Source organism: Spirosoma sp. KCTC 42546 (genome assembly GCF_006965485.1).
In the GTDB taxonomy this organism is placed as follows: Bacteria; Bacteroidota; Bacteroidia; order Cytophagales; family Spirosomataceae; genus Spirosoma.
The window spans coordinates 5,011,822-5,027,997 of sequence record NZ_CP041360.1 but is presented as its reverse complement, the minus strand read 5'-3'; the positions used below and the strand labels follow the sequence as shown (position 1 = coordinate 5,027,997).

Genomic DNA, 16,176 nt, shown 5'->3' with positions numbered 1-16,176 from the left:
GACCAAATTGCTATTCTTGCTCCATAGTTAGTTACGTATAGAATGCCGTAAATTTTTCTATTAAATCCGATGATTTGATCAGTTCATCGGTGTTTAGCATGAGTTGCCGGTACCGTCTATACGGAGGCATGGCACTTCCTTACAGAGGCTGGATTCTAATTTTCATCGGCTGGGCTGGAGCAATTGTAATTGGGAGTGTCCTGCATTGAGCGCCGGAATTCACTTGGTGTTTGCCCGGTTGCCTGCTTAAACGCTTTATTGAAGGAAACTTTATTATTGAAACCGACCTGGTAGGCCACCTCGATGATGTTCAGTTGCTGGCGGGGCACCTGCCGTAATAGCTCCCTGGCTTCGTTCACCCGTAAAGAATTAATATACTCAAAGAAGCTCATACCCAATTGTTCGTTAAGTACCTGCGAGAGATGGTGGCGACTAATGTTGAGCCGGTCGGCTACTGTCTCTAACCGCAACTCATTGTCGTGATAAAGCTGCTCGGTACGCATAAGTCCCTGAAGCTGTTGAGCAAACTGGCGGGCCACATGTGCCGGTAAGCCCGAATGCCGATACCGGACCTCTGGCTCTGGAATGGATGTGCGGGTACTAACTGGGCCTGATCTCGCCGTTGATGCTGTCGAAATCGACGAAGTCAAGGTGCTCAACTCAGTAAGCGGTAGTTGACTGGTCTGAAAAATATGGGGCTGTACATAAGCCAATACTGCCACCAGACCTATAAAAATGGCCATACTCAGCGAAATAGCATAGTCCCATTCCCGGTTAAAAAACGGCATATCAACCAACAGATAATAGGACCAGTTAGCCACCACAAAGCCTAGATAACAGAAACTGAACCAGCGAGCCCACCGGGCAACCTCCTGCAGGGTTTGGAAGGATGGCTGGAGCCGGATAATGGCAATAGCGTACAGAGAAAGGTGGACTAGAACAAGCCACGGGAGGCCCTTGTAGAAATAGCGGTAATAAGAAAAGGGAGGAGATTGACTTAGTGAATCTGGTAATATAGCGTCTACCAGAAGTATGAAAAAATGTGCGCTGAAAGTAATTAGGAACGGAAGGAAATGGATCAATCGGGAGCGGAACGGAATAGGCTGATGTAGTAATTCTTTAAGATAAAAATAGAACAATACCCCAAATGAGAGAAAGAGCAGCTCCGCCAGCCGATTCAGGACAGGGAAATACTGTAGATAATGACTCCAATAGAGTACATAATAAACTAATACGATTGAAAATAGCACCAGAATCGCTACAACGTAGCGAATCTGGTGCCTGCGCTGACCAGCCTGTTTTAGGAGCAGAGGTGCCAGAAATAGCCCTAAAAAAGCTATGAGCGCAAAAGCTGTTGTCCACTGATCGAGGTCGGGTTTGTTCATTAGAAAGGTAAAGCCAATAAGGTAAAGTCTGGAATAATCCGTTGGAGCAGCATAGCTGCACACTACCAAGTGAAGCTTGCTTACACTACAATACAGTGATAGAGCGTGTAAATGTTGCTGGCTGTTTAGTCATGATTTTAATCTCACGAATTTCCATCTCCAGCCCATTGGATATTTTTAGTTTGTAGTCGCCATCGGCTAAATCTGTTATATCGAGGCTAAGGCGTGCAATTGTTTCTCCGGTATCCAGGATTTGATCGTAATACAATTTTCCACGTTGGTCGAGGAGCTGGAGAGATACGCGCCCTTCCAGATCTTTATTGACATTAATGCGTAATTTCTTGCCATCGGCAGTTAAATAAGCACCCACCTGATAATGAGCTAGTTTAGTAGGGTGGTCTTTCTTAGTTGCCTGTGGTTTTTCTGGCGTTTCGAGTGTAAAGAAACTAATGCTGCATAGCAGTAAAAGAGGCATGACAAAGGTGTTCATAGTAGTGTTGTAGAAAAGAGGTTATAACTAGTTTAATTTTTGCTTTATGACCTAAAGACAAGTGAATGATACGATGTTTGGTTTTTTTGTATAAATGGTCAGTATAGTCCAAGAACGGTAATGACGTAGAAATGCGAGTATAAAAGGAGAGTTTAGTGCCTTTAATCCGACATAGTATGCCTGGAAGTTTCTTGCACAATCGAATGTTGTTACATGTAAAATACTGCCTATTAAAACCAGAGCAATCTATAACGAGTGAAGTAATTATTTTTATTTAATTAATTGATTTTTAGATATTTGCCTTGAAGGATGGGAAGTATTTAAACAATCCAAAATATTATTTGTGCCATTAGCTAATATTTTGTTTATTAGTTTGCCTGGCCAGATGAATAAGCCTACTCATTTGTTGGGTAGAAAATTGACTAGTATTGGCCTATTTATGAAAGATAAAGGTCTATATTGATTAAAATGAAGGTGATCAAATGATAAATTAGGTAAGGCAATAATTTATTGAGTTATATACTTTTCACTTAATAATATATTTTATTATTTTATTTGGGAGCTATCTATTATTTACAGAATTATACGATGAAGTGTAATTCTTTTTACTACACAGGCACAGTGGCTAAGGAGCTAAACGTAATGGTTGTTATTCTGCGGCCTATATACTAAAAAAACTAGCTTGAAAATACGCTAGTTTGCTATGAAAAATTTATTTTTTTATAGAGGTGTGATATTATAAAATTATAGCCACCTAAAGTGGATTAGGTATTTATTAATAGAATGCCTGTTTTAGATTTTTTGGAATGAATATATAAAAAATTTTGCCATTTCGGCTTTAGAAGAAATCTTGAGTTTTATTACTATAAACTCAAGATTTCTTCTAAAGCCGAAATGGCAAAATCGACAATGACGGGTTTGGTATTAGAATCTTGCGAGCCTGCTAAGCCACAATACGTACCCGAACCGGTTCTGGAACGATTTGCGTGCCATCGTCCAACGTGACCAGAAACAGAAACTGGATTTCAGTGTAGTTCGGCAGTGCTACCGGTGCCGTAGCCACCGTTGGGTACTTTGACTTGAAAGCTGCCAGCGTTGTGGTAAATACGGCCGTGGTGCCGGTACCCGCTATGGGCGCTGCGTTGTAGGCGCTGGTAGCTGTGGCCGCATTCAGAGTGGCTACATTGATCCCCGTGGCCCCACCCACAATCCTGGTAATCTCCTTAATTGTACGACCACTTGATGCTGGAATCGATAAAGTGAACTCAATAGGGCCACCGCCTGCAATCGAGGTAGTAATAAAGGGGTTAAATCCGTAGGTTATTGTGCCCGGAAACGTTACCGGAATTGCCGGACGATTATCCCGCACCAGATCGCTATAAATATAATCGTCTTTACAGGAGAAGCTGCTACCGACCAACAAGACCAGAAACAAGCCTTTTATAAGATATTTTTTCATTCAAGTTAGCGTTTGACGTCTACAAATATTAATCGACATCCCACCAAACGCGAACGTTTGATTGGGGAGCTGGATTGGGGAAATTCGGATTGCGCTGAATTTCGTTGTTGATGTAAACCGCCCGAACAGGACGTGTTCCATCGATACCTGCTGCATTCTGGGAGGGTTGCAGAACCGGGTAGCCCGTCCGGCGATAGTCGTTCCAGAGTTCCAGCCCATTCCCTGTAAAGGCGATGTATTTCTGGGTGATCACCTGCGCAATTTTCTCTTCCGTGGTTCCAGCCAGGGTAGCCACGGTTGGGTTAGCGGTGAAGTAAGCCGCGATTTGATCGGCGGTAAGGCCAGCCAGGGTCATGGATGCGGTAATGCCTTCTTTGTAAAGTGCTTGTGGATCGCCAGGTGTACCCAGCCGGAGGGCGGCTTCGGCCAGAATAAAGGCCCGCTGGAAGTTGGTAATTAAGCGAACCGGTCCTTCTCCGCTGTTGCCCGTTACATATTTATTGTAACGCGACCAGTTCGTTACGGGCGAAGGTAGTGTACCCCGAAACCCATTGTCGATGGTGACGTAGTTGGCTGCGGGTTTGGTAAAGAAGAGCGGCAGGCGTGGATCATTCAGGCTGTTGAGCAAATTCAGGTAACGCGTACTCAGAATAATATCGTCTTTAAAGGTGCTCACAACGGTGTACGTATAGCGGGGATCCTGACTGCCCACACTTGCTCCAAAGGTAAAATTCATATCGCCACTATTGGTGTTTATGTAGTTATTTCCTGTCAGCACTTCATTGATTACGCTGGTGGCCAGCGCTGACTCTTTGCGGCTAATGGTCATGGCAAATTTCAATAGCAGTGTGTTACCTGCCCGTTTCCATTTGGCCAGATCGCCCCCGTAAATAAGGTCGTCCGCGCCTGGCTTTACGGTCGATGTGGCATCGAGATCCCTGATACCTTCGCGGACCAGATCGAACAGACTCTGAATGCCCAACGTAGCATTTCCCTTGTAGATGTCCTCCTGTTTATCCAGACGAGGAGCGGTAAATGTTTCGCCCTGTAAAGCCTGGGAATACGGTACATCGCCCCAAAAGTCGGTGGCAATGCTGAAGGTATACGCCTTCATGATCTTGGCAATTCCCGAATAAGCTTTCGCGTTATTGGCATCTGCCAGTTCAATCAATTTCTGATAGTTTACCAGCCCACCTCCGTAGAGCTCAAAGCGCCACTGGTTTTCCATATCCGCCCCGTTGGTCTGGAAAATATCGTAGTTCTGTGGGTTATTAGCGGCTCCGGCCAATTGTTGAACCAACGTGGAGGCAAAGCGATTTAGCTCATTGGCGTTGGCAAACGCCGTGCCTGCCTGAGCACCCGGTAACAATACCGCTGGGGTAACTGAAGTAGGATTGTTGGGTGTTACGTTAACGTCCAGGAACTGGCTACAGGCGCCCAATCCCAGAAAAAGAGGGATGAGCAGATAGCTTTTATAATCTATGAATTTCATGAGTCAGTCGAGTGGAAAAGTGATTAGAACGTGAGTCGGATGTTGCCCCCGAAGTTGCGCGTGTTGGGAGGGCCGTTGAGGTCAAGTCCCTGAATGTTACCAGCACCCTGGGTATTGATCTCAGGATCGGCGGGGAAGTTGGGCGCGTAGAAGTATAGATTCCGGCCACTTACACCCACCGAAATCGAGCCGAAAGGAGTTTTACCCAGTAAGCTCTTCGGCAGCGTGTAGTTTAAGGCCACTTCACGCAGTCGGTACACCGTAGCATCGAATACAGCTGCTTCCGAAGCCAATCCACCAAGGGCTAAATTCCAGTATACCTGAGAGCTTAACTGAATATTATTTGGCCGGAAGGTGCCATCGGCATTCTGGATAACACCGGGCAAAATGCGGGGCTGATCGCGGTCGATACCTGTAGCGTAGAGGGTGCCGTTAGCGCGGGCGTCGGTCACGCTGAAGGAGTACAACTGACCACCCTGCCGGGTGTCAACTAGTACCGACAACGCCAGGCCTTTGTAGGAAAAGGTGTTGGTCAAACCTGCCGTGTAGTTAGGCTGCGGGTTCGAGATAACTGAATTGGAAATGCCTGGCGCGAATTGTCCAGAGGTTCCGTTAATAACATTCTGACCTGCATACTGACCGGTTGGATCATAATAGAGGCCGGTTGGATCCGTACTTTGCACCCGTGCATTGGCCGTTCCAACCACCACGCCGTACGGATAACCTTCGTAAATAGACGGGATGATGCCCGTGAATGCATTGGCACCTGAACCAACCAGATTCGTTGCTGAGCTACCCACATTTGACGACTTGACACCCGGCGCAATTGAAATGACCTTGTTGCGAATAAGCGTATAGTTCAGGGTAGCATCCCATTTAAAGCCACCAATACGAATTGGTGTGGCATTCAGAACCAGTTCAACGCCCTGATTACGCAACTCCCCAACGTTGGTTGTCCGGGTGTCATACCCCGTTGAGTTGGAAATGGCTACGTTGAAAATTTGATTTCTACTGTGCGAGTCGAAGTAAGAAGCATCGATACTCAGTCGGTTCTTGAAGAATCCCAGGTTGATGCCCACTTCATAGGATGTAACAAACTCAGGTGTCAGGTTATTGTTGCCAATCCGGTTGCTCACAACAAAGCCGGGAATACTCCCTCCATTCACCTGCAAGGGAAAGGTAATGCTGGCGGTGTTGTTCCCGTAAGCGGCTGTTGTATACACGGAATTCAGCAGGTAAGGATCTGCATCACGACCTACCTTGGCAATGCTGGCACGAACTTTAGCGTACGAAAGCACATCTGAGTTGAGCTTGAAGGCATCGGTAGGAACAAAACTAACCGAGGCTGAAGGATAGAAATACGTATTGCTCGCTTTGGGTAGGGTAGAAGACTGATCGGCCCGACCGGACAATTCAAGGAATAGATAGTTGTTGTAATTCAGCGATAACTGACCATAGTAGCCAACTAGTCGGCGAAGGGTGGAAAATTCTCCGCTAGCCGTAAAGACAGAGCCATTGCCAACATTATAGAAACCTGGAATGGTAAGCGAAGCGGCATCGACTAACGTTTCCTGCGATTTTCGCTGATTGATGTTATTGCCCAGTAGCAGGTTTGCATTCAGACCTTCCAGAAATAAATTGTCTTTACGCGCCGAAATCAGTAAATCCCCGTTCAGCTCATTTCGAAAGAAGTTGTCCTGGGAAATTTCGCCTAAAGGAGAGCGCCCTGCGCCAATTGGCAGGATCAGTTTACGGCGATCTGTGTAGGTGTCGCCCGTTACCCGGTAGGCTACGTTCAGCCACTTGGTAATGTCGTAGCTGATCTGGAAATTGCCGAAAAACCGGTCGACCTGGCTATCGAGCCGCTCGTTATTTACACTCCATTCCGGATTATTGCTGGTCGTGGAATAATAAATACTTTTCCCATTCGCATCCTGATAAGGCTCGCCGGGCAGATTATAACTGCGGGGAATACGGGTGATCTGGCCGAAAGCACTGGCACCATTCCCTCCCGGAATACCCGTCGATACGGTTTGGACATAAGTGCCCGTTCCACTGATCTTCAGGCCATTTTGCAGACGTGATTCCCCCCCAAGCTGGACATTGGTTCGGTTAAACTTCGAGTTTTGGATGACCCCGTTTTGAAGGGTATTCCCAATAGCAAGAATATAGTTTCGGGTAGCATCGCCCGAGGCAATATTGACCGAATTCTGGATGATGCTCCCTTGCTTGTAGAAGTCTTTGACGTTGTTTGGATAAGCCTGATAAGGCACTACTAATCCTTGTGTGTTTGTAACCGAGGTAGGTCCACCAGCAAAGGCTGGCCCCCATGAGTTGGCCGAATTAGCCGTAAACAGGTTATTGGCTCCCTGCCCGTAGTCGTTTTGGAATTTGGGAAGGCCATAGATAGTCTGGACGTTGTAGGATGAATTGACGGTTACTTCCGTCTTGTTGTTCTGGTTCCGCCCCGATTTAGTGGTAATTACAATAGCGCCCGCCGAAGCTCTCGAACCATAGAGCACGGCCGCTGCGGGGCCTTTCAGTACGTTGACCGACTCGATGCTTTCCGGGTTGATATCGGCTAGTCGGTTGGAGGGCTGGGTACCAAAGAGGGTGTTCTGTGTGAGATTAACATCATTGCTGAAGATAATTCCATCGACCACAATCAGTGGCTGGTTGCTACCCGTAAAGGAAGTAATTCCGCGAATGTTGATGTTGGTTGAGGCCCCCGGTGCTCCACTGGCGCTGGTAATGCTAACCCCCGCAAGTTTTCCCTGTAGCGCATTCAGGAGGTTCGGTTCAGAGCGTTGAGCCAGAATATTGCCGCCTACTTCCTGGGTAGCATACCCCAGCGATCGCTTGTCGCGTTCAATGCCCTGGGCCGTTACCACGATTTCGTCCAGGCTCTGGGCCCCACTGACCAGGGCTATATTAATAGTGGATTGGCTCCCTACTGAAACTTCCTGACTGGTGTAACCAATAAAACTGAAGATCAGTCGAGCGCTGGATGGGACGCTGATTTTATAGGCTCCATTGGCATCCGTTGTCGTGCCGCGGGTTGTTCCTTTTATCTGAACACTTACACCGGGTAAGGTTAACCCGTCTTCTGATGAGGTGACGCGGCCACTTATGTTTACCTCCTGTGCCATCGCTGGTAGCGAAAGAAGGAATATAAGTAGCCAACAACCTGGTAGACTGTTTTTCATGTTTGAGTAGAGCTAGAATACATAGAGAAGTTGACACTAAAGCAACTTTGCCAAATGACGGGGGATGATTTCTGAATTTGGGTAATCCCGATAAAGATTAACTCTTTTTACCGCCTGGGTAGAAACATCAGGTCGTTGTTAATTGCCTGAAAGTCACTAGCTAATACGTAGATTTAGCTCGTAATTAGAAGGCGATTAAAAATTGGAGTTGGCAACATAAACTACAGGGTTTTGTGTTAATTTGGGCACCGTAAACGTATGAATCGAAACCCTCAACCCTATGAAAATCACCTCTCTCTTTATTTTCGTCTGGCTAAGTATACTATGCATACTAAGCCCTGCTTTTGGCCAACGTAAATTCTCCCTTGCAGTAAGTTTAGGGTATAGTCAGAGTCATAGCGATTATAAAAGCATTGTTCCAATACCTGATCCAATTACGCAGCTATCACCAACAGAACTAGTTGCCTCTTCGAACGGTAAGGGATATGGCTTTGGACTCTTAGTTCGCTATGCGTTTTCGCCAAAATGGTCGGTAAATGCAGGGATTGCAGCAGGCCAGAGTCTGTCGGCAAAAGGTTATTTTTCTCAGAATGGGACTAGGATTTCGGTTAATTACACTAATACACATCGGAATGAATTTGCGTATAGTATACCCGTTCAGATTAATTATCAATCATCGACCAAACGGCTCTCTCCCTATTTTTCGGTAGGGGCATCACTGGGGTTTCGTGCAAAGAGCTATGTTGACTTGGGGAACGGTCAGGAGGTGGCGGTGAAATTTGGTGAGCCCGTAACCATTACGCCAGGGGTGGGCGTAGGCGTCATTTATCGACTGAATGAACATTACTCGTTACTTGTTCAACCAGGCTTTAGTTATAATGTGCAAGCACACCCAACGTATGTGTATTATCATGCGTATTCTGTGGGGCTGAGCACGCAGCTATTGTATACTTTTTAATGAACAATGGATAATGAATAACGAATCAATGTAATGTAGATCGTTATTCATTATCCATTGTTCATTATTAATTGACTAGCAGAGGGTTAACAGGCTTCACCTGGTGTACAGGTTGGGCCGTCGGCTGCTTCTGAGGCAACTACAGGATTGGTTTTCTCCCAGTCTGACCAGGCTTTATTGAGGGCACCTAAGAACGTTTCGGGTTGCTGAGCGCCTGAAACGGCGTACCGGCGATCCAGCACAAAGAAGGGAACACCCCGAGCACCTACTTGCTGGGCTTCGTAAATATCCCGACTTACCGCTTCTGCAAACTGATTACTATTGAGCAATTGCTCAACGTCAGTGGCATCCAGGCCAATTTCAGTGCCCAGTTCAAGCAGGGTTGCGTGGTCTGATGTATTGCGCCCTTCGGTAAAATACGCCCGGAATAGGCGTTCTTCGGCGGCATCGCCCAGGCCGTGCTGTTTGGCCAGTTGGATGAGTCGGTGCGCATCCCATGAGTTTGCCACAACGGCTTTGTTAAAGTCGTACGATAAGCCAACTTCGCTGGCCATGGCTGTAACCCGGTCGTTCATGCGTTTAGCTTCATCCAGGCTCCAGCCCTTTATATCTGCCAGGTACTGGTTAATGTTTTTGCCCGGTTCTGTTTTCATATCCGGGTTAAGCTGGAAGCTTTTCCAAACAACATTTACCTGGTCTTTATGGGGAAACTGATTAAGTGCGTTCTCAAACTTCCGTTTGCCAATGTAGCAAAAGGGGCACATCACGTCACTCCAGATTTCTACGTCCATTGTTCGTTTAGGTTAAGCAGCCTGAGCCAGCTGAATATTCGCAATCAATTTGATGTCTTCGCCGAGAGCCAATCCACCGGTTTCGGTGAGCGCATTATGGGTCAGGCCGAATTCTTTCCGGTTAATCTTACCGGTAACCTCAAATCCCAGCTTTTTGTTGCCGTGCATATCGTTGGCTGCTCCACCATATTCTGCCTTCAGGGTTACGGGTTTGGTAACTCCTTTCATAGTTAATTCGCCTGTTAGTGCGTATTCATCATCGTCCACTTTCTTGAAGGAGGTCGATTTGAAGGCAATTTTAGGATAGGTATCCGCATCAAAAAAATCAGCTGACTTCAGGTGATTATCCCGCATTTCCTGATTGGTATCCACACTGGCTACGTCCAGGGAAAAATGAACTTCGGCATCGTCGAAATCGTCGTGGGCTGTGGTAGCGCCCCCTTCAAAATTCCGGAATGTGCCGGTTACAGTGGATATAACGAGGTGTTTTACCTTGAACTGTACTTCGGAGTGCATTGGGTCTACGACCCAGTTTGTAGTTGCCATACTTGTAATTGATTAATTTAGGTTTGTAACTGATTGATTGTCTGATTGTTTTCTCGGTTTTTGTACTAAAGAAATTACTCGTTTAGCAGTTTTTTTAATAGTGGTATAAATACTAACACTGTTAGGGTAAGGATAAAAAAATTAGCCGTTTAGTGCTTTGATAAACCCACTGATTGCGTCCTGAAGCACAAGTTGACTCCATGGATTCGTGGATGCATTTCGGTCAATCATCTGAATTGATACCAATCCGTGCAAAATAGACCAATACGTGTGGAACTTCAGAAAGGCATTGACCTGCGGCTGTTTGCTTTGACTAATGGCTTCCTGAATCACCCCAACCAGCACATCCGAGAATTGCTTCATTTCAGCAACCTGATTGACCTGCTCACACTGAGGAATGCCCAACCCAAACATGAGTTGGTAATACTCTTTATTCGCAAAAGCAAAGCTCCAGTATCCTTTTGCAATTGCTTCCAGTTGCAGACTGGTTTCTGGCTGGCTGTCTCGTTGCCGTGTAACCTCCTCGGTTAGTAGGCTGAATCCTTCTCGGGTGAATTCCTGTAGAATAGCGTCCTTGTTCTCAAAATGACTGTAGATCACCGGGACACTATACTCAATGGCGTCGGCAATTTTACGGATAGAGAGTGCCTGCCAGCCTTCTTCCAGAACCAGCTGCCAGGCTGCCTGTAAAATGCTGGTTTTTACTTCTACTTTTTGGCGTTGCCTACGCTCTAGAATTCCCATTTTGGGGTGCTGTTAGTATCTATAACAGTGTTAACTATTCTATCATATAGAAAGTTCAAGCTACTATCCTTTTAGATAATCCGGATATAATGCCTTTATGGGGCAAACTAGTAGTATCAAGTGAGCGGCCATACCCCTTGTTTAGTTATAAAGCAAGTGGAAGGGTTTATGAAAGTGAAGCTGAACGGGATAGTGAAGTTTGGGGCTATACCCATTGCTTTCTGGGCATACTCCTGTTGCTCTTTTGCATTGGAAGATTCCTGAAAATCCTTTTTCTATGAGTCCTTTGGCCAAGTTATCTTTGGGGAAATAATGTAAAAGCACAGGAAATTATGAACCCGGAAATGAAGTCTGTACTTAGCGAACTAATTGCTGAGCTGGAAGTGCTTCGCCTGAAGACAAACAGCTTAGTGGGCCATGTAGATGGGAGTCATCCAGATGCCCGTCAGATCACGGAGGCTACAGGGTTTATCCAGGATGCCATTAAGAGCCTGCAAAAAATTGGATTTGGCCTGGAATCTGAAACCAGCTACGATGATTAAGCCTGGTTCTGAAAGTAGCTATTCGTCCTCCGATTTTGAGCCTATTTTGATCAGGCAGCCTATTAGTCATTGGAATGCCTGACATCCAGCAGCGTAACCGTCTCGAACCAGTACGTTTTTAAGTTACTCAAATACGTTTTCCAATCTGAGTAACTAAATGGCTTTACTGTAAATGAAGACGCTCCATAGGAGTAAGCCCGTTCTACTAACTGAGCCGTTTTACTGGCTGAGAGTACTACTACCGGTAAGATGCGCCCTTTTGGATGGGCGCGTAATAGCGTCAAAAAGTCTAATCCGTCAACCTTGTCCTGTAAGTCAATATCGAGTAATACAATTTTGGGCCCTTTGCCTTCCAATTCTTCAATGTACCGTTTCGCTTCTTCGAAACTACTTACATGAATAAAAGAAGCTTCAGCAAAGCTGGATTGGGCAGCCTTAGTTAATATCTCGGCTACATTGGGGTCATCATCGACCAATAAAATTGGAAACTGATTGGGCATATAAACAATCAAACAAAATTAAGTTCAACTACTATTTTTAGGCTTTACTGTTCTGAGAGCTACATGTTTACGCTGTAGTTAGGCTGAAAGAGGCAGTAAAGTCCACATGTGCAACTTACGATTACCCGTGGATTTATATCGGAAAATACAAACTAAAGGTGGCACCTTGCCCCAGTTTACTATGTGCCGTAATGGCACCACCATGGTTAGCAACTACTTTCTCGCAAATGGCCAGTCCAATACCTGTTCCCGCAAATTCACTTTTGTTATGTAGTCGCTGGAAGACCTGAAAAATACGATCTACATATTTTTCATCAAAACCAATTCCGTTGTCAGATACATCAATACGATGGTAATTTGATGTGATCCTGGTTGGCTTTATAGAAAGTGGAAGTTCGTTTGTGGCTATAAGCTGGGCCCGGACATGAACTAAAGGGGGTCTATCCGTTCGGCGAAACTTCAATGCATTACTGAGCAGATTCTGAAATAATTGCTCGAGCTGAGATTTGTCGCCGTGAATTCTTGGTAGTGAATCAACGGTCACAAGCGCACCTGTTTCCTGTATACGAAGGTCTAGATCACTCAAAACGGTGCTGAGCACCCCATTCAGGGATACTAATGAAGAAACTTCCTGCCGGGTGGAGATTCTGGAAAAACTCAGTAAGTCCTTAATCAGGTTCGACATTCGGCTGGCTGCCGCCTGCATCCGTTCCAGGTAACCGATGCCATCCCCTAATTGGCTGGCATACTGGCTTTTCAGCAGATCGCCAAATTGTTGTACTTTTCGCAACGGCTCCTGTAAGTCATGACTGGCAACGTAAGCGAATCGTTGTAAATTCTCATTGGACCGGCTAAACAATTGATTGGCTTCCTCTAGCTCTTCGTTGGTAGCCGCGTATTCTTCATTAGTAGCTGCCAGTTCTTCATTAATTGCCGAAAGCTCTTCATTGGTGGCGGCTAGTTCTTCAGTTCGTTCCTGCACCTGCTGCTCTAGTGCGAGTTGTAACTGACGTTGCGTAGTAATGTCCTGCGCAGTACCTGTGAGCGTTAGAGGTTTGCCATCCGTATCATAAAATACCTGGGCCTGGGCATGAATAATACGTATCTGCCCGGTGAGCCGGTTGATAATTGGGTGCTCATTCTCGTAATAACCTGATGAGCCTGGCGCAACAGTAGCGGCTATGGCATCCGCAACAGACTGACGATAGTCATCGGGCAGTGGATTGTAGGCTTCATCCATACTTTTAGTCGATTCGGAGAAGCCGAGCCAATCCATAAATCGCTTTGAATAGCTAAATATGCCTGTTTCAATGTCCAGACTCCAGGTAGCCAGTTCAGCCAGCTCAATAGCGCCAAGCAGCGCAGCTTCTGTTTTTTCTACCTGTTGCTTGGCCAAAATTAAGTCTGTTATCTCGGCGGCCGTGTTCATTACACCATATACCTGGCCAGCCGCGTTATAGAGCGGTGTAAAGCTGTAGTTGAAATAGTAAGGCTGTAATTTCCCATCTATAGTAATATCTACCCGTTGATTCTTCGCGTGGAAAGGAGTACCTGTAGAATATACGCTATCTAGTTGGTCATAGATGTTTTGATTAGCCAACTCCGGTAAGATTTGGGAATACAACTTACCAACCACCTCGTCGCCCTTTCCCCAGACCGATTTAATGGACTGATTGGCAAACTGGATCTGCATTTGACGGCCCACGTAAACCCCAATTGGGAAGGGGGCACTTTCGATCAGGCTACGCATTTGGGCTTCGCTGTCTTCAAGTCGTTGCCGGGAAAGAACCTGATCCGTAATGTCCTGAACAACGCCAATAACATCCTGGGCATTACCTGATTCATCAAAAATATACGTGCCAAGCATGCGGATCCAATGAACGGAGTCATCCTGCCAGATAAATCGAACTTCATATCGAATTTTTCCTGTCAGTAACCCATCAGCAAAGGCTTTCTGCCGAATAGAGCGATCATCGGGGTGTATAAAACTAGTTAGTTTTGTATGATCAAAGCGGGTGGTTTCCTGCCCTGTCAGGATTTTAGCCAGTAACGCTTTATACGTTAAGTAGCCGGTTGCCAGATGAAGATGAAACGTGCCAATGCCGGCGGCTTCATTCGCTAATTGATCGAACTGCTCAGACGTGGCTAAATGCGCTTGTTGCTGAATCTGAAGAGTTACATCCTGGGCAATACCCGAAAGTCGCTGAGGCACTCCTGCTTGATCAATATAGGCTTTGCCCTTGCAATTCAACCAACGTGACGGCGTGTGGTCGGTTCCGAGGGTACGGAAAAGTACGTCATAGAGTCCATCCGACTGTGCAGTGAGTGCCTGTTGTATGGCCGCGTTTACCCGATCCTGATCATCAGGATGGATTCGACTCAGTACCTGCTGGAACGGAAGGGTGTCTTTACCCGGGAAGTTGAATAATTCCTGACAACGATCATTCCAGCGAACGAGTTGAGTGCTCGAATTAAGATCCCAGGTGCCAATACCGGCAGCCTGTAAAGTAAATTGTAACCGCTCAAGTTCTGCGGCCATGTCCTGATCGAAGGGCTTTTGCTCGTCGGTCATTGATTACACAGTGATTACAAGTAAATTTATCTTGGTGAATAACTAGATATAGAAAGTAAGGTTTTACGTTTAAGGAAAACCGGTACTTGAAAGTTTGCTTATTTAACGTTTGGTGTAAACGTAGTAGCTACTTCTTTTATTCCTTATTTTCATCTGATTTTGTTCCACAGCTCCTCTTTTAACGAGGACGAGTTGGGGTTATTAACCATTCGGTGTTTATTCGTCAGTAAATACAGACGGTGACGCTTTATGATTCTTGATGCGATTGTAGTTGGGTTGGGGGCAATGGGCAGCGCTGCCATTTACCAGCTTTCTAAACAGACACCCTACGTGCTGGGTATTGATCAGTTTAGGCCACCTCATACGTTGGGATCCACGCATGGGGAAACCCGAATTACCCGACAGGCCATTGGCGAAGGTGTATATTTTGTGCCATTGGCGTTGCGATCCTATCAAATCTGGCGAGAGTTAGAACAACGTACGGGCGAGCAACTACTAACCATTACAGGTGGCCTGTTTATTGGTAAAGAGCAGTCGGATGTGCAAACCCGCCATAAACCCGGTTGGCTCCGAACAACAATTGACGCGGCTAAAACCTATGGCATCGCTCATCGTATTCTGGATACCGCGATACTTCGGCAGGAGTTTCCTCAAATCAGGACTGGCCCGGATGATATTGGCTATTATGAAGAGGAAGCTGGCTTTCTGAATCCTGAACGCTGCCTTTCTGTGCAACTTGATCAGGCCATCCGCAATGGAGCATCCATCCGAACCAACGAGCGAATGGTATCCTATGAATGGAAGGACGGAGTGCTTACCGTTCGGACTGACCACACTACTTATCAGACCCGGAAGTTAATTCTTACGACTGGTTCCTGGATAAGCGAATCGCTCCGGGATACACCTTTTGCTGATTTGCTTCGGGTGTACCGACAGGTTCTATACTGGTTCGACATTCAGGATAACTACCAGCACTATACGCCCGACCGGATGCCGGTCTTTATTCTGAACGATCGGGAAGTGTATGGTTTTCCGGCAGTTGGTGGTCCGGCTGGTGGGCTTAAACTAGCAACAGAAGTATATGCTCAGCCTACTTCGCCCCAGTCGGTGAATCGTGAAGTGAGTGAGGCCGAGACACACGCGATGTACGAACGGTTTGTTGCGCCTAATTTTGTAGGAATTGGGCCTGGCTGTGTTAAGTCGGCAGTTTGTTTATATACCATGACGCCCAATGGCGATTTTATCATTGACCAGCATCCGGCTAATCCCCATGTACTGCTGGCTTCTGCCTGTTCGGGTCATGGGTTTAAGCATTCAGCTGCCGTTGGCCAAATTTTAGCGGAATTGGCCCTACAGGAACAGACCATGTTTGATATCCAGGCGTTTCGATTGGCTAGTTTTGATCGCTAATTCTTTGGGTTTAGCGTTAGCTTACCAGCTACAAAATCATACAAAGCCTCTAATCGTAGTCGTTGCGGCAACGTTCGTAAA

13 protein-coding genes are annotated in these 16,176 nt (G+C 46.2%); 3 read left to right on the top strand and 10 right to left on the bottom strand.

Annotated elements, in window-relative coordinates; all coding sequences use genetic code 11:
• Nucleotides 1-155: 155 nt before the first annotated feature.
• The 5 genes from EXU85_RS20745 to EXU85_RS20725 form a co-directional block, all read right to left on the bottom strand.
• The gene (locus EXU85_RS20745) at nt 156-1,385 is read right to left on the bottom strand and encodes a helix-turn-helix transcriptional regulator (RefSeq protein ID WP_142773926.1); all 1,230 of its coding nucleotides are present in this window, start codon (nt 1,383-1,385) and stop codon (nt 156-158) included.
• 85 nt (nt 1,386-1,470) lie between these two features.
• Nucleotides 1,471-1,875 (bottom strand): hypothetical protein, encoded by a 405-nt coding sequence (locus tag EXU85_RS20740; RefSeq protein WP_142773925.1) that lies wholly within the window; start codon nt 1,873-1,875, stop codon nt 1,471-1,473.
• 943 nt (nt 1,876-2,818) lie between these two features.
• A complete protein-coding gene (locus EXU85_RS20735; protein WP_142773924.1) occupies nt 2,819-3,334 on the bottom strand; it encodes a hypothetical protein in 516 nt (171 codons plus the stop codon).
• Nucleotides 3,335-3,362: 28 nt separating this feature from the next.
• On the bottom strand, nt 3,363-4,826 hold the full coding sequence (locus tag EXU85_RS20730) for a SusD/RagB family nutrient-binding outer membrane lipoprotein (protein WP_142773923.1): 1,464 nt from the start codon (nt 4,824-4,826) through the stop codon (nt 3,363-3,365).
• Between the two features lie 23 nt (nt 4,827-4,849).
• A complete protein-coding gene (locus EXU85_RS20725) occupies nt 4,850-8,032 on the bottom strand; it encodes a SusC/RagA family TonB-linked outer membrane protein (RefSeq protein WP_142773922.1) in 3,183 nt (1,060 codons plus the stop codon).
• A gap of 280 nt (nt 8,033-8,312) precedes the next feature.
• On the opposite strand from EXU85_RS20725, the gene EXU85_RS20720 reads away from it, so the two are divergent.
• Nucleotides 8,313-8,990 carry an outer membrane beta-barrel protein gene (locus tag EXU85_RS20720; RefSeq protein ID WP_142773921.1) on the top strand — a complete coding sequence of 226 codons (678 nt, stop codon included), beginning with the start codon at nt 8,313-8,315 and terminating at the stop codon, nt 8,988-8,990.
• An 86-nt stretch (nt 8,991-9,076) separates the two neighbouring features.
• Here EXU85_RS20720 and EXU85_RS20715 read toward each other — a convergent pair whose 3' ends face one another.
• The 3 genes from EXU85_RS20715 to EXU85_RS20705 form a co-directional block, all read right to left on the bottom strand.
• Nucleotides 9,077-9,781, bottom strand: a complete 705-nt coding sequence (locus tag EXU85_RS20715) for a DsbA family protein (protein WP_142773920.1) — start codon at nt 9,779-9,781, stop codon at nt 9,077-9,079.
• Nucleotides 9,782-9,793: 12 nt separating this feature from the next.
• On the bottom strand, nt 9,794-10,327 hold the full coding sequence (locus EXU85_RS20710) for a YceI family protein (RefSeq protein WP_142773919.1): 534 nt from the start codon (nt 10,325-10,327) through the stop codon (nt 9,794-9,796).
• 141 nt (nt 10,328-10,468) lie between these two features.
• Complete coding sequence (locus EXU85_RS20705; RefSeq protein ID WP_142773918.1) at nt 10,469-11,071, bottom strand: TetR/AcrR family transcriptional regulator; 603 nt, start codon at nt 11,069-11,071, stop codon at nt 10,469-10,471.
• A gap of 332 nt (nt 11,072-11,403) precedes the next feature.
• On the opposite strand from EXU85_RS20705, the gene EXU85_RS20700 reads away from it, so the two are divergent.
• Nucleotides 11,404-11,613 (top strand): hypothetical protein, encoded by a 210-nt coding sequence (locus EXU85_RS20700; RefSeq protein ID WP_168207839.1) that lies wholly within the window; start codon nt 11,404-11,406, stop codon nt 11,611-11,613.
• Nucleotides 11,614-11,675: 62 nt separating this feature from the next.
• Here the strand turns inward: EXU85_RS20700 and EXU85_RS20695 are convergent, their stop codons facing one another.
• Nucleotides 11,676-12,113 carry a response regulator gene (locus tag EXU85_RS20695; RefSeq protein WP_142773916.1) on the bottom strand — a complete coding sequence of 146 codons (438 nt, stop codon included), beginning with the start codon at nt 12,111-12,113 and terminating at the stop codon, nt 11,676-11,678.
• Between the two features lie 133 nt (nt 12,114-12,246).
• Nucleotides 12,247-14,685: a PAS domain-containing sensor histidine kinase gene (locus tag EXU85_RS20690; protein ID WP_142773915.1), complete on the bottom strand. Its 2,439-nt coding sequence runs from the start codon at nt 14,683-14,685 to the stop codon at nt 12,247-12,249.
• 249 nt (nt 14,686-14,934) lie between these two features.
• On the opposite strand from EXU85_RS20690, the gene solA reads away from it, so the two are divergent.
• A complete protein-coding gene (gene solA, locus EXU85_RS20685; RefSeq protein ID WP_142773914.1) occupies nt 14,935-16,095 on the top strand; it encodes an N-methyl-L-tryptophan oxidase in 1,161 nt (386 codons plus the stop codon).
• The last annotated feature ends 81 nt before the right edge of the window (nt 16,096-16,176 follow it).